The sequence below is a fragment of the Ruegeria sp. G2 genome (assembly GCF_056533505.1).
Window position 1 is genome coordinate 1 of the sequence record NZ_JBQFON010000016.1, and the last position, 22,100, is coordinate 22,100.

Here is a 22,100-nt window from a genome sequence, read left to right on the forward strand (position 1 = left end):
GGTCCGTACCCTCGATATATCCCGACATGCCTGCCTCCGGTCTTTGCCGAAAAGCATACAGCATCCGGAGTTTTCACACAGCCTCGGCTCGGAGCGGACAAAGCGCTCCAAGCTTTATTGTCGACTAACTGCATCACGAGCGGTGCGGGGCTGCTATCGCACCCCAACTGGTTCCTTACGCGCCGATGATGTTGTGGCCGGGGCCGTAGGGGAAACCGGTGATGTTTTCGGCCCCGTCCTCACCGACCACGAGGATATCGTGCTCACGATACCCACCCGCGCCCGGCTGGCCCTCAGGGATCCACAGCATCGGCTCGATCGAGACGACCATGCCGGGTTCCAGCACCGTGTCGATATCTTCGCGCAGTTCCAGACCAGCCTCGCGCCCGTAATAGTGGCTGAGGATGCCGAAGGAATGGCCGTACCCGAAGGAGCGGTATTGCAGCAGGCCCTCATCCGCGAAGAAACGGTTGATCTCTGCTGTGATGCCCGAGCATGTCGCGCCAGGTTTGATCAGGCTCAGGCCCAGCTCATGTGCCGCGACGTTGGCTTTCCACAGGCGCAGGCTGTCTGCATCGGGTTCACCGAGGAACAAGGTGCGCTCCAGCGCGGTGTAATAGCCCGAGATCATCGGGAAGGTGTTCAGCGACAGGATATCGCCCTTTTGCAGCGCGCGTTTGGTCACCGGGTTATGGGCACCATCGGTGTTAAGCGCCGACTGGAACCAAACCCATGTGTCGCGATATTCTGCGTCGGGGTAGGCGCGGGCGATTTCCTCTTCCATCGCATCGCGACCGGCCATGGCGATTTCAATTTCGGTTGCGCCTTCGCGGATTGCCGAATGAATGGCAGCCCCGCCCACATCAGCGGTGCGCGCGCCGCCTTTGATCAGCTCGATCTCTTCTGCGGATTTCACCATGCGAGCAAACATTGTGTCAGGCGCGATGTCGATCAGTTCCGGCTGACCTAGCATGTCCAGCGCCGTGTTGCGCGCCGCCAAAGTCATGTGGTCGCCTTCGATCCCGATCCGCTTGGCCCCGCCGATCAGGCTGGCCACGGCGCGCCAGTAATTGTCGCGCTTCCAGTCAGTATAGATGACATTGTCTTCGACCGAGCGCCGCCACGGCTGGCCCGCATCGATATTGGCCGAGACGGTGGTGCAGGCGTCTTGCGTCACCACGCAGCCGTATGGGCGACCAAAGGAACAATATAGAAAGCCAGAATAATAGGCGATGTTCTGCATCGATGTCAGCAGGACTGCGGGGATGTCATGTTTGGCCATGATGGCGCGCAGTTTGCCAAGGCGGCGGTCGTATTCGCCCTTGCTGAACGGAAGGGGGGCTTTGTCGCCATTGTGGCAAGTGAAGAATTCGGGGCGTTTTGTTGTGTCTGTCATCACAAGGTCTCTCATCTTTGCCGGGCGGCAAACCCGGCCACTTGTCCCGGCGTTCAGGACAGGCGGTCTCGGGTTCCGAGAGCCGATCATCCCAGTGTGTCCGCGACGCCATCGCGGCTGGGATGAACGGGTGAATCGTTAGATCACGCGCTGGCCTGCGTCAAGACGGGGAAAGCCCCCGCAGACGCTCGGACCGGCGGCGCAGCAATTCAACTGTGGTCAACAGCGCGATCGAGATCACAACAAGGATTGTCGCCACCGCCAGAATTGTCGGGCTGATCTGTTCACGCAGGCCGGTGAACATCTGCCAGGGCAGGGTCTTCTGACTGGCCGAGCCGACGAACAGCACCACAACCACCTCGTCAAACGAGGTAATGAAGGCAAACAAACCGCCCGAGATCACGCCCGGCAGGATCAAGGGCATTTGAATCTTGAAGAACGTCCGCACCGGACCCGCGCCCATATTCGCCGCCGCCCGTGTCAGTGAGCGGTCGAAACCGACCAGCGTCGCGGTCACGGTGATGATCACGAATGGAATTCCCAGAACGGCGTGGGCAAGGATAACTTTCACATAGCCAACGAAGTTCTTGTTCATGCCTAGCGTGCCCTCCATGAAGCGACCGATATCGCTGTAAAAGAAGAACATGCCGGTGGCCGAGATGATCAGTGGCACGATCATGGGTGAGATTAGAATGCCCATTATGGCGCGCCGGCCGGGAACATGGCTCTGGCTGAGGCCGATGGCTGCCAACGTACCTAACGAAACCGAGATGATTGTCGCAATCGGGGCGATGATCAGCGAGTTCTTGAAGCTGCGCTGCCATTCATTGTTGGTAAAGAAGTCGCGATAATGCTTCAGCGAATACCCTTCAGGGTCCAGACGCAGCATCTCGGGCGTGAAGGTAAAGAAGTCCTGCGCGTTGAACGACAGCGGCAGCACCACGAGAATCGGGGTGATCAGGAAGACAAAAATCGCACCGCAGATCACCCGGAACAGGTAGTGATAGAACACTTGTTTCGGGGTCAGGTACGGCAACAATTTCTGACGATAACGGCCTTCGTACAGCCAATAGATAAACCAGACGAAGAACCATCCGCCCAGCAGGCCAAGAACGCCACCCATCGCGCCAGAGAACAGAAAGCCGATAATGCCAAAGCCCAGAATGTTAATCCAGCGGGCCAATTTCTCATTCTTGAGGACTGTGATGTAGATCCAGGCCACGGCTGCGATCAGAGCAGCCCCACCTATTATGCCGAGCAGTATCGACCCATTGCCCGCGCCGACAAAGATACCGGCGAAGGCTCCAGCCAGCGCGACGCTGGGTAGGACCATTGAAAGTGGTTTGCGGGATATCGGAGTAAGTGCGGCCATGTCGATTATCCCAGTTTCACGTTATCAATGCCGACGATCTTGTCGTAGCACCAGTAGAGCAGCATAACGACCGCCAGAAGGATCGTCCCCAGTGCCGCTGCCAATCCCCAGTTCAGCGAGGACGAGATGTGGTAAGCGATCCGGTTCGAGATGAAGACACCCTTGGTGCCGCCGACGATTTCGGGCGTGATATAGTAGCCAATCGCCAGAATGAACACGAGGATCGAGCCCGCGCCGATGCCCGGAATGGATTGCGGGAAATAGATGCGCCAGAAGGTCGTCCAGTTGGTTGCGCCCATGGATTTTGCAGCACGGGTATAATAGGGCGGAATGGTCTGCATCACCGAATACATTGGCAGGATCATGAACGGCAGCAGGATATGCGTCATCGCAATTATTGTGCCGAATTGGTTGTTGATGATCACTAGTCGCGCGTCATCAGCCACCAGCCCAAGCCAGACCAACGTTTCGTTGATCACGCCTTGTTGCTGCAGCATCACCTTCCAGGCTGATGTCCGTACCAGCAGCGAAGTCCAAAAGGGGAGCAGGACAAGGATCATCAGCAGGTTCGAAACCCGCATCGGAAGTGTCGCCAGCAAATAGCTAACTGGGTATGCCAGCAGGATACAGGCTCCGGTAATCACCAGCGACATGAAAAGTGTTCTGCCGAACAGCTTGATCAGGATTTGCTTGTCTTCGGGTTGAGACTGCGCCCCTTCAGGCGTGCGGCGCATGTCGACCGCGTTGAGGAAATAACCGTTGGTGACAGCAGGAGAGTGCGTCTTGATCACCGCCCAGGTCTGCGGTTCGCCCCAACCGTCATGAACCTCAATCACCTGGTCCTTGAATGGGCCATCGGTTTCGGGGTCCATCTTGCCTAGCTTCCGGCCTGAGCGGCGGAACATCGAAGACATGCCTGTCTCTTCGTAGTTCAAACGCGAGCCCAATCGGGTATGTGTCTTGTTGTCTACGGCCACGACCATGTCTCGGACGAACGCATCATATACTGCCTCGTCCGGCAGTTCACCGCTGGTCTCATCCCAGTTCTTCAGTGCCTCAACCGTAAGAGGCAGCGTTTCCTGCACGATGCTATTTTCAACCGAACGGAACAGCATCGAAGCGATCGGCACGATGAACGAGAACAAAACAAACAGCAGCAAAGGGGCCACCAGCATCAAAGCGCGCAGCTTTTGCCGCCGCAAAGAACGTGCAAGCGATTGCTTGAGCGGTGTTCCGTCCGCTGCCAGCATAGGTCCGGCGTTTTGGCTAGCGTCAGTCATCGGTGCCCCTTGGGTTTTCTTTGGTCCGGGGGCGGCGCACCGCCCCCGACTGTGTCAGGAAATTAGCCGCTTATTGCGCCAACCACGCCTGGAATTTGGCGTCGATGTCGTCGCGGTAGTCCGCCCAGAACTCGTAGTTATACAGGAACGTGTTCTTCGCGTTTTCTGGATCGGTTGGCATATGCGGTGCCATGTCGATGCCCAGTTCGGCGTGCTGACCCACCAGCGGTGCCGACGAAGCACGGGCCGGACCGTACGAGATGTACTTGGCCTGATCTGCCAGACGCTGCGTGTCGGTCGCGAACATGATGTAGTCCAGCGCGCGCTGCTTACGCTCATCGCTTAGGCCAGCCGGAATGATCCAGCCGTCCAGATCGAACACTTGTGCGTCCCACAGCATCGCTACGGGCTGCTTCTGCTCTTCGATCACGCTGAACAGGCGACCGTTATAGGTTGAACCCATGACGACTTCGCCATCAGCCAGCAACTGCGGTGTATCCGCACCGGCAGACCACCAGACTACGTTGTCCTTGATAGTGCCCAACTTGGCCAGCGCTTGCTCCTGACCTTCCGGAGTTGCTAGCACGTCATAGACGTCATCCTTGGCGACGCCATCGCAGAGCAGGGCCCATTCCATGTTGTTGATCGGACGCTTTTCTAGCGAACGCTTGCCCGGGTAGTTTTCAAGATCGAAAACAGCGCAGATATCGCTGGGCGGGTTGTCCCCTACCAGATCGGTACGATAGCCGAACGTGGTCGAATAAACGATCTGAGGAATAAAGCAGTCGCTGACAAGCAGGTCGCCGAAGTCGTCCGCAGCCGAGGTGCCATCGGGTGCCGGGGCCAGCATGGTGTCAGGGTCGATTTCCATCGCCAGACCTTCGTCGCATAGACGGATCGCGTCCGCCGCAACCACGTCAACCACGTCCCAGGTGATGTTGCCCGCTTCGTTCATCGCGCGCAGTTTGGCAACCGCTTCGGCTGAACTGTCATCGTTCAGGATGGTGACGCCGGTTTTTTCCGAATAGGGCTCGTGATAAGCCTTCAGCTGCGATTTGGAATAGGCTCCGCCCCAAGAAACGATTGTCATCTCTTCAGCAGACACCCCGCCAGCCGCTGTCGCCAGCGCTGCTGCGGTCAGCAGTGTTTTGGTTGGTTTCATGTGTTACTCCCAGTACTTCCCGTTTATCATAGTGTCAGCTGACGCACGGGTTTTCGCCAGCCGGTCCCTCGGTGAAACCGCGCTTGTGCCGCGCGGTTTGGTCTATGCGTCGAGCGCACGACAATCCTTGGCCAACCAGCCGATATCGATCTCTTGGCCGGGCTGCAGGCGAACGGCATCGGGGGCGTTGCGCGTCTTGACGATGAACTCGTCATTCCCGGCCACCGACATGCGGAAGCGGAACACGTCACCCATATAGATGAACTCTTTGACTGTGGCCTTTAGCGTATGTGCGTCTGCATGCAGTCGGTCTTTGTTGAATTCCACACGTTCGGGCCGAATCGAGACCTTGGTCCGTTCACCCGGATTATGCACGTTGATCGGAACAGCATCGATTTCCGATCCGTCATCCAACTGCACAAGACAAGTGTCACCGTCTATCGATTTAACAACGCCTTCTAGCGTGTTGTTTTCACCGATAAATTGTGCAACGAAGCTGTTTTCAGGCTCTTCGTATAGTTGATCCGGTGGCGCCAGCTGTTGAATACGGCCATCGTCGAATACCGCCACGCGGTCGGACATGGTCAGGGCTTCGGTCTGGTCATGGGTCACGTAAACGGTTGTGATACCCAACTCATGCGCCAGACGGGTAATTTCGAACTGCATATGCTCACGCAGTTGCTTGTCGAGCGCACCCAGCGGTTCATCCATCAGAACCAATTCGGGCTCGAACACCAGTGCTCGGGCCAGGGCGATCCGCTGTTGCTGACCACCAGAAAGCTGCGCTGGACGGCGGCCGCCAAAGGCGCCCATCTGGACCATATCCAGAGCCCGTTTAACTTTCTCTTCCCGTTCAGACTTGCCAAGCTTGCGAACCTCAAGCGGGAACGAAAGGTTCTCGGCTACGGTCATGTGCGGAAACAAAGCATAGTTCTGGAACACCATCCCGATACCGCGTTTGTGCGGCGGAATGTTGTTAATAGGTTTTCCATCCAGAAGAATTTCGCCATGTGTGGCGGTTTCGAATCCGGCAAGCATCATCAAGCAGGTTGTTTTGCCTGAACCGGACGGCCCGAGCATAGTCAGGAATTCGCCCTTTGGCAGTGCCAGGTTGAGATCTTTAACGACGAGATTCTCGCCGTCATAAGACTTTTGCACGCGTTGAAATTCGACAAACGCAGCGTCGCTATTTGTGTCGGTCACAAGACCCCCTGTTGCGTCAATTGACTATCCGGTTGGTCCGGATTTCATTGATCTTCTCGTGTATTAAACCCGAGGCTAACAAATGGTCGCAAGCCCGTAAAGCAAATGGATTACTGATAACGCCGCTTTTGCCTAGTTTTGCGACATGTTCAGCTTCTTCATATGCCAGGCTAAGCTTTGATTGCTTGAAAGAACCGGTTTGCGGATCACCTTTTCGATCCGGGGAATCGCAGCAAGGGTTCGCAGGTTCGTACAGCTCAAGAACACCGCATCGACGTTTGAATCATTGCCCAGACGGACCGCGGCTTCGACCACAGATTCGGTTGATATACGCACCACCTTGGCCTCTTCTGCCTCGCCAAAAGTGCCGAATACATCCATTGTGATTCCCTGATCCGCAAATGCGCGACGCAGCGGGGTGTTCACTTCTTCGATGTAGGGGGAAAGCAGCGCAAACTTCGATACCCCTCGATCCTCGGCGCAAGCTGTCGCTGCGCGCAAAGGGTTCGTTACCATTTGAACATCACAGGTCTGCTTGACCATTTTCTCAACCTGATCCGAACCGATAACTGAGCTGGCGGACGTACAGCCATATCCCACAACCCGATAACGCCGTGCCTTGGGCAGCAGATCGGCCGCTGCTGACAGGTCGGTTTCCATCTGCGCCAGAGTATCAGTGTTAACCTCATTCCCGCTGGGGATGCGGCTGACATAGAGCGGGCTTTTGTCATTCGCGAAAAGTGTACGAAACTCAGGCTCGATTGTCTCATCCGTCTGTAGCACGATCAGGCCCATTGGCACCGCTGAGGGATCATCCGCATCTAGGATATAGGGCAAGGTGCTCATAGCTCAGGGATCTCCGGTCCGATACGCGGGCTTAGGAATTCAGGCGCGCCATCGGTGATCAGGATGTTTTCTTCATGAACGAGGATCTTATCGTTCACGGCGATGCCTGGCTCCAGAGTTAACACCATCCCGGCCTCCAATTCTGTATGGTCATCAGGGATAAGCGAGGGCCATTCAGTCAGTGACATCCCCAACCCGTGGCCCAGTCGACCAGCATCCGTACCAACACCTCCGTCAGTCAAGATTGTATTCATGGTGTGAAACAATTGCGACGCGGTGGCACCGGGACGAGCTTGTTCAAAGGCGGCGTCCGATGCTTCGATCAGCCGCGAATGCGCCGCACGAACCGGCGCGCTTGCCGGACCGACCGACCAGTTGCGATCATAATCACAGAAATATCCATCGCGTACGAGGCCTGTATCCAGCATCAGAACATCACCCGACCTAAGTGGCGTTTGACTGGCAGGGGAGATCACGTCTATGTACCCGCCTTGTTCGGCACCGCCGGCCAGATAGGGGACCCAGTCCGCGCCTTCCTCAAGGCAAAGCATCTGAAAACGTCGAAAAACCTGATCCAGCGGTGTGCCGGCCGAGGCAATTTCCGGCACCCGTGCAAACGCGCGCGCGCTGATTTGACAGGCAGCTCGGATCTTGGCGACTTCGGCATCAGATTTCACCATGCGCAGCCCCCTTAGGATGCCATGGTCCCCGACAATTTTGCGCGTTCCTATAGCTGATTGAAGGCGTCTTAAATCGGCCAGAGGCATGCGCAGATGTGTCTCATGCCCATCGGGGCAGCCGATTTCATCGCCCTCGGCCGTCAATTCGCTCAGCGTATCCGCCAACAAGGATACCCCGTCATCTATTAGGTCGGGTGCGCTCCAGGTGCGAATGTCATCAATCCAAGTCTGCGCCATGAGCGCGGCACCAATGGAGGGAATTACTGCAACCGGTTTGCCGGAGGCCGGTACAATCAGAAACCAGGGTCGGGTCGGGCTTTCCCAGAACCGAGTGAGATAGCCGGTGAAGTATCGTAGTTCGGGCTCCGTTGTCAGCAAAAGGGCTGCAAGACCTAACCGCTGCATCCGCGTTTGAGCGCGCGCAACCCGAGCCTCGAACTCTGCCGGAGCGAATCCAGTCATGCCGGCTGCTCGGTCAACATGCATAGCACCTTGGCATCAGGGCCAATTTCCAAACCGGTGCGGCTGGCGTCGTTCAAGACAGCAGCAATTCCAGCGCCTCCCGAGGCACTGGTTTCCAACCCTGCCTCTGCCATGACAGGCAATAGGGCTGCTACGTCAGTGTCGCTGATGGTCAGAAATGCATCAGCATCCCGCGCAAGCCCATTCAACGCAATAAGCGACGGTTCTTTGCAATCCAACCGACCCATGATGCTGTCTGGCCCATCTGCAAAAACGCAGTGCCCGGCCTCGATGCTGGACTGAAGCGCAGGGGCGGACGTCGGCTCCACAACAATGATCTGTGGTTCGTCACCCCAAACCACGCGTGCATAGGCGGCGACAGCGCCAGCCATGCCTCCGACACCGGCCTGCAGCAGAATATGGGTGGGCGCTTCGGGGCATTGCTCGGCTGCTTCGACAGCCATTTGTAGATACCCTTCCATCAAAAGATGTGGGAGTTCGGTGTACCCGTCCCAAGAACTATCCGAGAGCAGGGTCCATCCATTTTCTTGCGCGGCAAGATTGGCGGCCTCCATGCTTGCTGCGTAGTCCGCACCGGCCCGAACCACCTGTGCGTTTTGCGCGCGCAGACGTTCGGCAAAGCTCTCGGGAACGGTTTCCGCGATGTAAACCACCGCATCGGCCCCGAAGACACGAGCACCGGCGGCCATACTCATCCCGTGATTGCCCGCGCTTGCCGTGACATATGTACGCCCTTTGAGGGTGTCGCTGCCTGGTTTGTCCGAAGCCTCGTTCGCCTGACAGGCAATAACATAAGCGGCGCCCAGAGCCTTGAACGATCCCAGACTCATGCGGGGCCGTTCATCTTTGACCCAGAGGCTTGCGACCGGTGCAATCGCTGATGCATCAACCAAGGGCGTTGGCTCAAAATCCGGGCAGAACGAACGGTGCCGCCCCAGTCGAACGGTTTCGACTGACGGGTAGGGGGCCTGATCTGCAAGCTTGGATCCGTTTCGAAACGGGTTGCTGATTATCTTCATTCTTCGCTCCCTGACCGGTTTATGCGCAGACGTGAACGAATTGCCCGAACCCTGTCAAGTAAAGCGTTTCCTTGACACGTCCGGTCCTGAATTTTGATCGCACCGACATTCGAATTTATGGATCAATCCATTGAGTATCTTTTCAATCGTTTTGGTTGCTTGTAAGAGATTGCCTAGATCATCAGTGTGGTTTGAATTTATCGCTCAGGTGATATGCGGGCGTGATGGAATGGTAGACATATCGGACTTAAAATCCGAAGGCCTTAGCGCCGTGTGGGTTCGAGTCCCACCGCCCGCACCAGTTGAGCTTCAGACCGGGAAACCCAGCCGGGATATCAGTTTCCAGATGTCTTTGTTCGCGTCCGAAAGCTGAGAGACGACATCCTCGATTTCTTTCATCGCTTTGTCATCCACCGTATCTTCCCGCCCTAATTTAATATCAGTTTTGCGATCAGCGATTCTCATCAGGATGGTCTTGGGATTTCCGCTTTCCTGATCAAAGGAGTAAATGCAGTGGTTGTACTTATTCCGGATGGAGGACAAGCGAGACAATCGCTGGGTGTGTTCAAGGATCGGATCACGGATTTCAGGTGCGCGACCTTCCATCTTCGCAAGACGCTCGACCAGATCGATGCGGGCTCGCGTCGTGTTCAAAGTCAGGAAAATGATCACTGCTACATCTTTGTTGGCCTCGGTTAGCCCAGCAATGAGATGGATCAGAAGGCTTTCGGTATTTGTCCACATGTAATTGAGGCGACCCACCAGCAGGATGAGCCGGTCAAATCGGGTTTCGAAAGCCTCATCCAACGGCTGCGCTACGCGCTTCGTTCGGCGCGACCTCGAAATAGAAATGAGCGGCCTCGGTCCGGTTGCTCACATCGATTTTGCCCGAAACATTATGCATATGCAGTTTGACTGTATGTTCAGTAATGCCCAGCCTGGTCGCAATCGTTTTGTTGCTTTGGCCTTTGGAAACAAGCCTCAAAACTTGTTTTTCCCGGCGTGTAAGCTTTGCGTATTGCAGTAGTTTGTCGGGTGACCGAGTTCTGGTCGCAGGCTGTTTTTCGATTGGTACGTCCGCTGCGCCTGGCGATGCCGCCATACTGTCGGCCAGAAAACAAGGTAGGTGTAGTTCCTCATGCATGAGAAGCCGCAATATCGCCCGCCACACATCCGGAGCGACGTTCATCGGCAGATATCCGATGTTGCCAAAACTCGTGCGGTCCCAGTGTTCGAACAATATCCGAGCGGGGCCTTTCTTGCGATAGGCGAAGGCAAGGCAGCCGTTTTCGGCAATTTTTGCATAATCGGCGGGTCGAGCCAGCAGCTCATCCAGCATCATCTGATCCACCACGATTATTCGTTCGGCGGAACTCGCGACACTACTTTTGGCCAGCACGTCTTCCAGGTGATCAAAACGCTCTGCACCAACACCGAATTCAGTTTGAACACTTCTTAGGGTTTGGTCCGAATAGAACAGTTCTTTACCGATAAATATGATCGAAAGCTCTTCGGGATATTCGATCTGACTACGGGCATGGTCTTGTAAGGAATAACTCACTGATCTTCCCCCACTAGTAAAAACGTCACCTTCTGAAGCCAAAAAATGCGGGCACAGGGTTAAGCGACGTGAGAAAATTTTTTTATTCAAATTACGTTTCATCATACCTGAAAGTACGGGTTTCAGCAACCAGAGGCAGTACTTAGGAGCCGCATATCTAGAACCTTTGATCAGGTTCAACTTCACTCCAGATTGCCTAACCTGATGAAATGGCTTCATTAATAATAATGTTCGATCTGCCGAGATTGTTTCCCCTTCGATTTGGCGATGGAAGGGGCAATTTTCCCAATAAAGCGCATTAATAATAAGTAGTTAAAGAAACTAATGCTTTCGACCAGCTATGCATGCCCGCTCATGACTGCAACCATGATGGTGCTTTGATTTGTAAAGCGCACTTGAACCTGACGTGCCCATGGATTCGCGTATTTTGGCGAGACCCCCGTGGTCACGGAATCGGCTAAGCCGAGAAAGGGGGGCAAACCAACAGAAGACGATCACTGCCGCGCGAGTGTCCAGTTTGACGCTCTGTGCGCGACGTTTGTTTTAACCGCGCCAGTAACCGCTTTGTAGATGAATGGCGGTCGGGTGCTTCCGTAAAAGTGGAATTTATTATGAGACGCCAGCCTAATCAAACGACAACCGTAACAACAGTTGATGAAGTCCAAATCGACGATCTGGACGCCGATTTTGATACTGATATCGCGGTAGACGAAGCAAATATCGAAGCGGACATCAACGCTCAACAACAGCAACAAGAGCAAGATGTTGATAATTCTGCGAACAATTCTGACTCACAGGACCAAGATCAATCACAACGTTCAAGAAATGATAATGACAACGATCAGGATCAGCGCCAAAACCAAAATCAGAACCAGCAAAACACCAACGGTGGAGAAGACAACAACAACAATGACAACTCGAACCACAACGAAGTGAACATCGACTTCGGTGGCGGCGAGTGGATTCCGCGCGATGACGACAAAGTAGATGTCGATATCGAAGATATTGATGGTGATGTAGGCGACGTAATCACCGCTGGTGACGACCTGGACTATGATCCCGGTGATGATATCAACATTGATATCTCACAAGATGGCCCAGGAAACGACTTCGCATCCATCAACAGCCAGTACGCGAGCCTAGAGGATAACGACTCACTAGGTAACGCATCGGTATCAAATTCAGGTGACTTTAGCCAAAGTGGCAACGCTCATGGAGGTGAGGCCTACGCGGAAGACGGTATCGACGTAAATAACGATGGTGGCGACTCGGGTGATGGCGGAGAGAGCTATGGAGGTGATGCCGATGGCGACACCAGCGGCAGCCATTCGTTTGCACTCGGTGGTCATTCTGGAAGTGCTGATAGTTCAGCGACCGGTGGTGATGGCGCATCTTCGGGTGATGCCTATAACGCAAGCCTTGGTCTTGGTCTTTCCGGTGCACACTCCAGCGGTGACAGCACTGGTGGTGATGGCGGTGACGCCGATAGCGAGTCCAATGCGGATAACTACGGTGAAGCAAGCGCAGACAGCGACTCGACCGGTGGCGACGGTGGTAACGCTGAATCGTTTGGTCTTGGTCTTGGCCTTGCTTTGTCCGGATCGAACGCTGATGGCGATGCAGATGGTGGTGATAACGCCTCAGGCGCGCTGGCTGCCGGTCTCGGCCTAGCAGGCAATGACTCGTCAACCGGAGATGCTGATGGTGGAGATGGTGACGCTGAAAATGACGGTTCGGCTGACAACTCCAGCGAAGGAACCAACGAAGCTAACGAATCTTCCTCTGGTGGTAATATCGGTCTGGGTCTGGCGGGTGCGGGTGCACTTGGCCTGAACGATGCCGATGGCGGTAGCGGTTCTGGCGGCGAAGGATCAGGTGGTGAAGGCTCAGGTGGTGAAGGTTCGGGTGGCGAAGGCTCTGGTGGCGAAGGCACAGGCGGTTCCGGCACTGGTGGCGACGCCAACGGTGGTGACGGTACCGGTGGAGATTCGGGCTCTGTAGAAGAAGCCTTCCCATTCCCGGTACTCCTTGTCGAAGAGGAAGATCCAGACGGTGAAGAAGAAGCTGCAGCTGGTAACTCGAACGGTACCGGCGGTGACGGTGGTACTGGTGGTGCTGGTACCGGTGGTACGGGTACTGGCGGTACGGGTACCGGTGGTACGGGTACTGGTGGTACAGGTACTGGTGGTACAGGTACTGGTGGTACAGGAACCGGGGGCGCAGGTGGCGGTTACGTAGACACAGATGCGGCAGCGCAAGGCGTTGGTGACCAAGATGCCGCTGGTCCGGTAATCACGCAGTCACCCGGTGACATCGACGGCTCGGCCGATAACGATCAGGACGTTGATGGTTCCGGTGGTAACGGTGGAACCAACACAACCAATGGATCTGCGGACGCCAGCGGTGATGGTATGGCAACCGCCGAAGGTACTGGTGGTGCAGGCGGAACAGCCAACCCCGAGTCAAGCTCGGCGGCAAGCGGCGCAGGTTCTGCTGACGCAACCAACGAAGCCGGAAACGGTGGCGATTCCGAAGCGTGGTCCGATGCAGCCAATGACGGTTATGCAGAAAGCCTTGCCGAAGCGATTGCCGGATACGGTGGTGACGCGTCATCTGACAATGATGCAGACTCGTCGGCTTCGGGTGACGCAACCGGTACCGCAACGTCCGGCGCCGGTGGTGCAGGCGGTGCAGCGGCGTCGAATGGCGGAACCAGTGGTGACGTCATGGGCTCGTCGACTGGCGGTGCAACCACGGGTGCGATGAACACCGGTGGCGAAGCTTCCGGCGCATATTCAGGTGCCGGTGGTGCTGGTGGTGACGGCGGGATGTGGGGCTCGAACAACGGTGGCGATGGTATCGTCAACGGTGAGTCCTACGCATCAGCAGCTGCAGTAGTCGATACATCGGCCTTCAACCAATCGATCGTCATGGGTGCCAACGTGCTTGGTAACTCGGTCGATACGACCATGGTTGGTGGTTCGATGACATCGTCCTACGCAAGCGACGACACCGACGTGTAAGACCAACCTTTCGGGGGCCGCATTCTCGGCCCCCGTTAAATGAAATCGCCGGGGCCACACGATGTGGCCTTGGCCCAGTAAATCCCGAACCGGAAATTTATGCCGGTAAGGGGGTAAGGGATCATCGAAATGTCATTCGATAGTGTTACCGAAAAGATTGCACACTTTATTGGAACTTTTGATCTCACGATTGAAAAAGCCCGGCTGAGGGATCAGTACGAAGAGTTCACCGCCGTCAGACGCAAGGCGGAACTCGACGAACTGGAAGAGCCCGCAAAAATCCGGGTCAAAGCAGATCTTGAATTAGACCCGGGCAAATTTGGCCCGCTACCCTATGGGTTCAACACCCCCCCGGCCACTCCTGAACTTCCACCACTGGTTGAGGGACCGGACATTCAAACGGCCATCACACTAGAGCCACCACTCACTGACGGTCCACCGTTGCCTGAGACGACCACCGGCATTGGCGCAACGTTCATAATCGAACAGAAGCTTGAAATTGTGACCGAACTTATCGGCTCGGCAGTAACCTATACATTCCAGAACATTTTTCTACGCGACAATGATGTCGTTGGCGAAGGGGATTTTCGCGACGTCGACCAACTTATCGCCCAGGCAGAAGCAGCAGCGCAGGTTGCGGCCTCGATGCATGGGTTTGCTGTGCCTTCATTCTCGATCTCCGACTATCTGTCTATCGAATATGTGGAGACATTGGCCGCAGAGATGCTCGCACCGATCAATATCGAAGTTGAAGGCGCAGTTGTTTATCAGTTCCACGGCGAAGACGCGATGGGTGTAATCGTCAATGGTGAGTATGTGGACGAAGCCCCGGTTTGGGATGACCTTTTGCCCGAGCATCACAGGCCCGACGAAGAGGAAGAGGATGAAACGCCTGATGCGATGCCTGCGGAATGGGATCAGGATGAGGATTCCGAATTTGCCGATGGCCACACGGTGATTGCAGGCGGCAATCTTGCGATCAACGAAGTGAACGCAACTGTAGCGTGGGTCGACGCGCCCTACATCGCCGTGGGTGGAAAATCGATCGAGTTGGCCATGATCAGCCAAGTTGCTGTTATATCGGACACGGACAAAGGCACGAATGGTGACTCGGGCACCAACGTGGTGCACTCTTCGACAATCGAGGTCGAAGGTAATTCCGCACCTTGGCTGAAACAGGATTCAAGTGACGACGACGCTCCGGCATTCATACATGTTGATTGGATCACCACTGACCTGATCGTCGCTAATTTTGTGAAGCAGAACATTGATGCGACAGATATCGATCACATTGATACCGAGATCAACGCGACGACGACGCTCTATGCACTGGGCGACAATGAGATGGTGGATGTCACAAATATCCTCCAACTTGGCAGCTATTATGATCTGATCATGATTGAAGGCGACATGATTACGGTCGATGCGTTCATCCAGACCCATGTGTTGATGGATGACGATGTGGTTACGGGTGGACTGCCTGGGCCCGTCGAAGGATCGGATGAGAACCTGGTCATGAACGAGGTTTCTCTGAAGAAAGAAGGCGAAGACACGCATCAGGAGATGCATAGTTCAATGGCCGAAGCAATGGCCTTTGGTGAAGAGAACATGGCCGCGCTGGAAGAAGCGCTGATGAACGATCCGATGTTCGCCGGCATGGAACAGATGCGGGTACTCAAAGTGGATGGTTCTCTGGTTCAGGTCAATGTGACCGAACAATCGACGGTCCTCGCTGATCAGGATGACGTTCACCTGCATGGCCAACACGCTGATGAGACTCAAGTAATAGCTGGCAGTAATGCGATGTTGAACGCGGCGAACATCACCAAGGCTGGCGTGGATTCAGTCGTGATGGCGCAGGACGGTGCATTTTCGGACCTGCTGCTGCATCAGGCGAGCCTGATTGACATGCCGACCAATGAGGAAGTCTCGGAAATGACTAACGAAGCCATTGCCGCGATTATGGCAGAGGCGGGGATGCCCGGACACCAAGGCGACATCGCTCCAAACGGCAATGACCTCACGCCCAGCGAAATGGCAAATTCCTCTGATGGCCTGCAAACCATGCTGGCCTGATTTTCCCTGATTTACGAGTGACCGGAAGGTTAGTTTATGTCGATCGTTTTTTCGTCGCGCCGCACCCGATTTGCTAGCCCATTGGACCGGCACGGAGGAGGGGGTCCGCTGACCCTCAAAACCCGTGATCGCGTGGCCAAGTCAAACGGGAATTCTTTGTCGAAAACAGAGGCACGATTGCGGTTGACCCCTGAAATGCGGATGCCTGATCCTTGCGTTGGAACGGCAGCTGCAGAACCTGCGACGCACCCCAATGATCCAGAAGAATTGCCGCGTGCGGCGCAACAAACATACAGACCGACGCAGGCAGAAGCAGAGGCAGAGCAGCAGAATGCAAATTCAAAATCGTGCGCTGGCTCTCCCCTTCGGCGCACGCGGTCGCGGCCCAAAAAAGACAAGGATCCTGTGGGTGGCGACGCTGGGGTGGCCGATGCGGAAGCCCCTGATCGTGACGCCGCCGATCAATCGACTGCGCGCATGACCCCCTCTGTGCCGTCGGACGGCAAAAATCGCATGGGCACCACGATCGAGGCTAAGGCAAATGAACCGTTGATGCGCCTGGAAACGGGAGGCGGCGACGGGAACGGGCCACCCCAAACTTTTCACAAACGCACCCCGCCTGAAGATTTCCAGAAGACTCTGCGCACATCACTGCGGGCAATCTGGCGCAATCTGGCTTTCGTGCTGGTTCTGACTTGCGCAACTAACGTTCTGATCCTTGCGATCCCAATTTACCTGTTTCAAATCAGTGACCGAGTTCTGACCAGCCGGTCGCTGGATACGCTTATCATGCTGACCGCTATCGTCGCCGGGGCGGTCATTTTTCAATCAGCCTTTGATGCGGTTAGGCGATTCATGTTGATGCGCACGGCGGTCGAAGTGGCCGCTCGTCTTGGTGCTCCGGTTTTGAGTGCCGCTGCACACGCTTCTCTGCATGGTAATGGACGTGAATATCAGACCTTGGGTGATCTGCAGCAGGTGCGGGGCTTTCTGGTTTCTGGCACATTGATTTCGTTTCTCGATGTTCCGTTTGCGCCGCTCTTCATCCTGATGATCTTTCTGGTCCACCCGCAATTGGGGATGATTGTCGTGACGACGGCTCTTATCCTGATGGTGATCGCACTGATCAACCAGAAGATGACGGCCAAGCCCTTTGCCAAGGCCAATCAGGCGCAATCTTTGGCCAACCAGCATTTGGATTCGATGTCGCGCAACAGTCAGATCATCAACGCGTTAGCGATGATCCCCGAGGCGGTGCGCATCTGGGGTCGTGACACAGCACAATCGCTGACCTGGCAGGTCAAAGCGCAGGACCGCAACGTCATCTTCGCTGCTATTTCCCGTGCCGTTCGCTTGCTGACACAAATCAGCATTTTGGGGTGGGGCGCCTTTTTGGCCCTGCAGGGAGAGATCACCGGAGGAATGGTCATCGCCGCTTCGATCATCGCGGGCCGGGCCTTCGCTCCGATTGAGGGATCGATTGAGGGCTGGAATACATTCCTGCTGACGCGAGGTGCTTTTGGCCGGATCAAGGCTCTGTTGTCGAGTTCGGCTCTGCAATACGAAAAATTACGCCTGCCGCGGCCCGAGGGACGGCTGGATGTAGAGCGTCTGCTCTATGTCCCGGGTGGAACCAAGAGTGTCGTTCTAAACGGGATTACCTTTGCACTGAACCCCGGGGAAACTTTGGCAGTCATCGGGAATTCAGGCGCGGGGAAAACGACGCTGGGCAAAACGCTGGTGGGTTCGATCCTTCCGACCTCGGGAAGCGTCCGGTTGGATCTGATGGATATCCGCAATTGGGATCCACGCCAGTTTGGCGAGAATATTGGCTATCTTCCGCAGGACGTGCAGCTGTTTCCAGGTACCATCAAGGACAACATCGGCCGGATGCGTGCGGACGCCACAGATGAGCAGATCCACGATGCCGCCGTTCTGGCAGACGTACACAACATGATCGCGACGCTGCCACAAGGTTATGAAACCGTGGTGGCCGCAGACGGTTCGCCCCTTTCTGGCGGGCAAAAGCAACGTATCGCTTTGGCACGGGCTTTCTTCGGAAACCCGCGACTGGTAGTTCTGGATGAACCGAACTCGAACCTCGATGTGGCGGGCGACAAGGCGCTGGCACGGGCGATTGAACAGGCCAAGGAAAGCAAGATCACCGTGGTCGTCATCACACAAAAACCAACGCTACTGAATGTGGTCGACAAGATCATGCTGCTGACTGACGGACGTGTGGCGCTGTTCGGGCAACGCGAACAGGTGCTGGAAAAGCTCAACGGGCCGCGCCAGCAACCACCCGAAATTCAGGGCAAGGGGGATTAAGCGATGAACGAAGTGGCACGCACCGACGAATCCGGGCTTTGGTATGCCGAGGTTCCGCGCTCGATCACCAAGTTCATAGTGATTGGTTTAGCCATGCTGATCATCTGTTTTGGTGGCTTCGGCGTCTGGTCATTCCGCGCGCCTCTGGCGGCTGCGGTCATCGCGCAAGGCAGCTTTGTCGCCACCGGTCGTAATAAAATCGTACAGCACCTGGAAGGTGGGATCATCGAGAACATTCTGGTCGCGGAAGGAGAATCCGTTCAGGCCGGACAGATCATGATGACATTGGACCAGACCTCAGCCGAGGCCAATGAGCGCGAATTGTTCATCCGCAAGATCCGCCTTCAAGCGATGACTGAGCGGCTTCTGGCCGAGCACAGCGAACAGGAAAACCTGGTGTTTTCGCCAGCGCTGATCGAAGCGTCAGACGACGTTGAGGTCATGACGATCCTCGACAATCAGAAACTCAGCTTTGATGTTTCGCGCAAGACTTTACTGAACGACATCGCCCTGCTTCAGCGTAATATGGAGGCATTGAAAATCCGTGCCTCGGGGTTTGAAGCGCAGTTGACCAGTATGGAGCGCCGCTCGGACATATTGAAGGAAGAATATGACACCAAGCTTTCACTGTTTGAGAAAGGGCTTGTACGCAAGGGCGATCTGAACACGATCCGCCGGGTACAGGCCGAGGCCGAGGGTCAATTGGCACGCCTGCGGGCAGAGACCGCCGAGGTCAATCAGATGTTGTTGAAATACGAAGAACAGATTCTGCGGACACGATCAGCCTATCGTGAGGCCGCTCTGGACGAATTGGGCGTTATCGAAGCCGATCTGGAAAGTGTGCGCGAAAAGGCGCGCCAGGCCCGCAGTGTTCTTGACCGTGCTGTGGTGCGGGCGCCGGTCACAGGAACCGTCGTAAGGTTACACCATCACACGCCCGGTGGCGTTATCGAAACAGGCGAACAGATCGCCGAGATCTTACCCGCTGACGCGCCGTTGATTATCGAAGCGCAAATCCCGAGAACCGAGATCGACAGCGTCATAACTGGCCAGACTGCGACGGTACGGCTCGTGGCCCTCAACCAGCGTACGACGCCTGTTCTGGAAGGTGAGGTGTTCTACGTCTCGGCCGACTCGCTTGTCGAAGATTCTGCTGGCATGCCGCAAGAGGTGTATCTGGCGCGCATCTCGTTGACCGCCGATGAAATGAGCCGCGTACGAGGGTTTGTTCCCACGCCCGGAATGCCTGCCGAGATCATGATCCAAACCGAAGAGCGCACATTTGCCGCTTATATCGCCAAACCGGTTGTCGACAGTATGTCACGTGCCTTCAGGGAACATTGATTGCCTGAACCTCTACACCTTCAATTTTCTGCATGTTAGCCTTTAGCGGATCAACGAGCAGGAGAGACGAAGATGGCACTGACGGTCAAGGACATGATGCAAGCAGCGAACGCCGCGGTTGAGCGTATTGGTGCCAGCAAGGCGCAGGAATTGCTGGGACAGGGGGCATTACTTTTGGATATTCGCGACGCACCAGAACTGGAACGTACCGGTCGCGCCGTTGGTTCGCACCATATCCCACGCGGAATGTTGGAATTTCGGGCTGATCCAGATTTGCCATCTCATGATCCTGAATTGCGCAAGGACAGGGTGATCATCCTGCATTGCGCGTCAGGAGGCCGGGCAGCGCTGGCAGGAAAACTGCTTAAGGATATGGGATTTTCTCATGTCTATAATCTGGGTGGGTACTCAGATTGGGTTGAGGGTGGCGGAGAAACCATCGGTCCGATGGATCGCGGAATGTAGCGACGAATTCTGACCCAAATCAATGCCACGAATATACTAGGGGTGTAATGTCTTGGCCAGAAACCAAACGACAGGACGACTGGCCATGATACGCCTTGCAGCCATGCTATATTCTCTGATCGCTACCGCAATTGCAGGTAGTGCTGTAATCGCCGTTCTGGCCGCCGGGATGGTCAGTTCGGTGGCGATCATTTCCGCGGCCGCTGCAGGTGCTGTTGTTGCCGCACCCGCGTCATGGCTCGTGGCCAAGCGTCTCTATCAAGGTGCATGATCAGGCGTTCAGAAAGGTTCTGACGGCCGCTTCGAATTCACGAGGTTTCTCGGCGTGCAGCCAATGGCCTGCGCCGGGAATTTTGGCAAAGCGTGCAGCGGGAAACATCTGACGGATTTGGTCGCGATATTCGGGCAAGACATAATCCGATGCGGCACCAGAAAGAAAAAGAGTCGGACCATCCCAATTGCCAGACACCTCTGGAAAACCCATAATTTTGGGCATTTCATCAGCCAGAACATCAAGATTCAAACGCCATTTCTTGTTCTCGACATCCAGAGATTGCGTGAAGAAGCTCTGAAGTGCTTTTTCAACTCCCTGATCCGCCAGCTGCGATTCTGCATCAGATCGTCGTTCAACAGGTGACATATCAACAGCGCGCATCGCTTCAATGTATTTGATCTGGCTATGTCCATAGGAAACCGGAGCAATGTCGGCGACCACCAGTTTGCGAACCTTGTTTCCGTGCTTTAGGGCTAGCACCATTGCGGCCTTTCCGCCCATAGAATGCCCGACGACATCTGCGGCACCGCCTATGCTGTCGATCACTTCGGCCAAATCCTGCGCCAATTCGGAGTATCCATGCTGATCATTCCAAAAGCTGTAGGCATGATTGCGCATATCGGCTGCGATCACCTGCCGCTCGTCTGACAAGCGCCGCGCAATCACACCCCAGTTTCGCGCCGAGCCATATAGGCCATGCGCAATCAACAAAGGAGGTTGGTCGGTCGGGTCGCCATGGATGATCGTGTTCAACATGGGTATGTGATACCTGCCACCACATGGAACAACCAGCCCCATTGTCGTCAGCATTGAGCGCGGTTAGATTGCCCCGTCAGGAGACGTGAATGTCGCAGGAATTCGATATACAGACCCAAATCGCGCAGACCATCTTACTGCTGCGTAAAAAGCTTGGTGTGCGGGACAAAACTCTGACAGCATCGGTTCGCCGCGCGAGACGACGATTGCCGCGCAAGGTCTATAAGCAGGCACTGGTGCTTGCGCAGGCCGAGAAGATGGCAGTTCATCCAAAGCTACGGCTATTGCTGGATACACCCAAACTCGAGCAGGCATCGGAGGATGTGCAAAGCCATCTGAATGCTATCAACCTTGCTGACCGGCGCTGGGGGTGGTTTCTAGGCTTTCTGGGGTCGCTTGCTTTGGGCTTGCTGGTTTTGACCGCCGTGTCGATCTTTATCCTCAGGTCGCGTGGCTTGATCTGATTCGCAATTCAGGCGCAATTGCGCGGATCAGAGGATGATGCAAAGAGCCTCCGGCCGGCTAAAACCCAGATCAGACGTCACACCTCCGAGAACAATATTTTTGAAGCGTTTGAGGCTTGTATTGCCCGTATCTTCCTATTTGATGTGCGCGCAGCAGATTTTGCCAACGACGCCGGATGCATCAGGCACCACTGATTTCTCACGTGTACGTCAATCTATATAGCAAAGCGGCGCCCACAGGACGCCGCTTTTAATGATCAAAGTCCGGACTTTTCAGAGGTTCGGATAGATCGGAAACTTGGCGCAAAGCTCAGCGACTTCGGCTTTGACTTTTGCTTCGACTGCGGCATTGCCTTCTTCGCCATTGG

General features: G+C 55.4%; 18 protein-coding genes and 1 tRNA gene. 8 read left to right on the top strand and 11 right to left on the bottom strand.

The window, feature by feature from the left end; genetic code table 11:
* Window positions 1-175 precede the first annotated feature (175 nt).
* The 8 genes from ACR0DU_RS20910 to ACR0DU_RS20945 all read right to left on the bottom strand — a co-directional run bounded on the left by ACR0DU_RS20910 (window position 176) and on the right by ACR0DU_RS20945 (window position 9,441).
* The gene (locus ACR0DU_RS20910) at window positions 176-1,396 is read right to left on the bottom strand and encodes an aminopeptidase P family protein (protein ID WP_319546757.1); all 1,221 of its coding nucleotides are present in this window, start codon (window positions 1,394-1,396) and stop codon (window positions 176-178) included.
* 160 nt (window positions 1,397-1,556) lie between these two features.
* On the bottom strand, window positions 1,557-2,768 hold the full coding sequence (locus tag ACR0DU_RS20915) for an ABC transporter permease (protein WP_010442568.1): 1,212 nt from the start codon (window positions 2,766-2,768) through the stop codon (window positions 1,557-1,559).
* Between the two features lie 5 nt (window positions 2,769-2,773).
* Window positions 2,774-4,048, bottom strand: a complete 1,275-nt coding sequence (locus tag ACR0DU_RS20920; protein ID WP_170476917.1) for an ABC transporter permease — start codon at window positions 4,046-4,048, stop codon at window positions 2,774-2,776.
* 70 nt (window positions 4,049-4,118) lie between these two features.
* Window positions 4,119-5,210 carry an extracellular solute-binding protein gene (locus tag ACR0DU_RS20925; protein ID WP_170476914.1) on the bottom strand — a complete coding sequence of 364 codons (1,092 nt, stop codon included), beginning with the start codon at window positions 5,208-5,210 and terminating at the stop codon, window positions 4,119-4,121.
* Between the two features lie 102 nt (window positions 5,211-5,312).
* Window positions 5,313-6,413: an ABC transporter ATP-binding protein gene (locus ACR0DU_RS20930; RefSeq protein ID WP_010442565.1), complete on the bottom strand. Its 1,101-nt coding sequence runs from the start codon at window positions 6,411-6,413 to the stop codon at window positions 5,313-5,315.
* Window positions 6,414-6,545: 132 nt separating this feature from the next.
* A complete protein-coding gene (locus ACR0DU_RS20935) occupies window positions 6,546-7,259 on the bottom strand; it encodes a maleate cis-trans isomerase family protein (RefSeq protein WP_480877194.1) in 714 nt (237 codons plus the stop codon).
* Window positions 7,256-8,401 carry a M24 family metallopeptidase gene (locus ACR0DU_RS20940; RefSeq protein ID WP_010442563.1) on the bottom strand — a complete coding sequence of 382 codons (1,146 nt, stop codon included), beginning with the start codon at window positions 8,399-8,401 and terminating at the stop codon, window positions 7,256-7,258. The genes ACR0DU_RS20935 and ACR0DU_RS20940 overlap by 4 nt, the downstream gene beginning before the upstream one ends.
* A complete protein-coding gene (locus ACR0DU_RS20945) occupies window positions 8,398-9,441 on the bottom strand; it encodes a pyridoxal-phosphate dependent enzyme (RefSeq protein WP_480877197.1) in 1,044 nt (347 codons plus the stop codon). The genes ACR0DU_RS20940 and ACR0DU_RS20945 overlap by 4 nt, the downstream gene beginning before the upstream one ends.
* Window positions 9,442-9,656: 215 nt before the next feature.
* Here ACR0DU_RS20945 and ACR0DU_RS20950 point away from each other — a divergent pair.
* A tRNA-Leu gene (locus tag ACR0DU_RS20950) sits at window positions 9,657-9,742 on the top strand.
* Between the two features lie 8 nt (window positions 9,743-9,750).
* Here the strand turns inward: ACR0DU_RS20950 and ACR0DU_RS20955 are convergent.
* Entirely contained in the window at window positions 9,751-10,248 is a 498-nt protein-coding gene (locus ACR0DU_RS20955; RefSeq protein WP_010442561.1) for a hypothetical protein, read from the bottom strand.
* Complete coding sequence (locus tag ACR0DU_RS20960) at window positions 10,241-11,182, bottom strand: helix-turn-helix transcriptional regulator (protein WP_480877200.1); 942 nt, start codon at window positions 11,180-11,182, stop codon at window positions 10,241-10,243. Before ACR0DU_RS20960 ends, ACR0DU_RS20955 begins: the two co-directional genes overlap by 8 nt.
* Before the next feature lie 431 nt (window positions 11,183-11,613).
* Here ACR0DU_RS20960 and ACR0DU_RS20965 point away from each other — a divergent pair, with 431 nt between their 5' ends.
* The 6 genes from ACR0DU_RS20965 to ACR0DU_RS20990 all read left to right on the top strand — a co-directional run bounded on the left by ACR0DU_RS20965 (window position 11,614) and on the right by ACR0DU_RS20990 (window position 20,509).
* Entirely contained in the window at window positions 11,614-14,025 is a 2,412-nt protein-coding gene (locus ACR0DU_RS20965; protein ID WP_010442559.1) for a hypothetical protein, read from the top strand.
* Between the two features lie 129 nt (window positions 14,026-14,154).
* Window positions 14,155-16,101 (top strand): type I secretion protein, encoded by a 1,947-nt coding sequence (locus ACR0DU_RS20970; RefSeq protein WP_480877204.1) that lies wholly within the window; start codon window positions 14,155-14,157, stop codon window positions 16,099-16,101.
* Between the two features lie 36 nt (window positions 16,102-16,137).
* Complete coding sequence (locus tag ACR0DU_RS20975) at window positions 16,138-18,429, top strand: type I secretion system permease/ATPase (protein WP_319546763.1); 2,292 nt, start codon at window positions 16,138-16,140, stop codon at window positions 18,427-18,429.
* Between the two features lie 3 nt (window positions 18,430-18,432).
* Complete coding sequence (locus ACR0DU_RS20980; RefSeq protein WP_170775239.1) at window positions 18,433-19,773, top strand: HlyD family type I secretion periplasmic adaptor subunit; 1,341 nt, start codon at window positions 18,433-18,435, stop codon at window positions 19,771-19,773.
* A gap of 72 nt (window positions 19,774-19,845) precedes the next feature.
* Window positions 19,846-20,238 (top strand): rhodanese-like domain-containing protein, encoded by a 393-nt coding sequence (locus ACR0DU_RS20985; protein ID WP_010442555.1) that lies wholly within the window; start codon window positions 19,846-19,848, stop codon window positions 20,236-20,238.
* An 85-nt stretch (window positions 20,239-20,323) separates the two neighbouring features.
* Complete coding sequence (locus ACR0DU_RS20990) at window positions 20,324-20,509, top strand: hypothetical protein (protein ID WP_010442554.1); 186 nt, start codon at window positions 20,324-20,326, stop codon at window positions 20,507-20,509.
* On the opposite strand, the gene ACR0DU_RS20995 is transcribed toward ACR0DU_RS20990, so the two are convergent.
* Window positions 20,510-21,268: an alpha/beta fold hydrolase gene (locus tag ACR0DU_RS20995; RefSeq protein WP_480877212.1), complete on the bottom strand. Its 759-nt coding sequence runs from the start codon at window positions 21,266-21,268 to the stop codon at window positions 20,510-20,512.
* An 89-nt stretch (window positions 21,269-21,357) separates the two neighbouring features.
* Here ACR0DU_RS20995 and ACR0DU_RS21000 point away from each other — a divergent pair, with 89 nt between their 5' ends.
* Window positions 21,358-21,732: a hypothetical protein gene (locus ACR0DU_RS21000; protein WP_480877209.1), complete on the top strand. Its 375-nt coding sequence runs from the start codon at window positions 21,358-21,360 to the stop codon at window positions 21,730-21,732.
* Window positions 21,733-22,100: the final 368 nt, after the last annotated feature.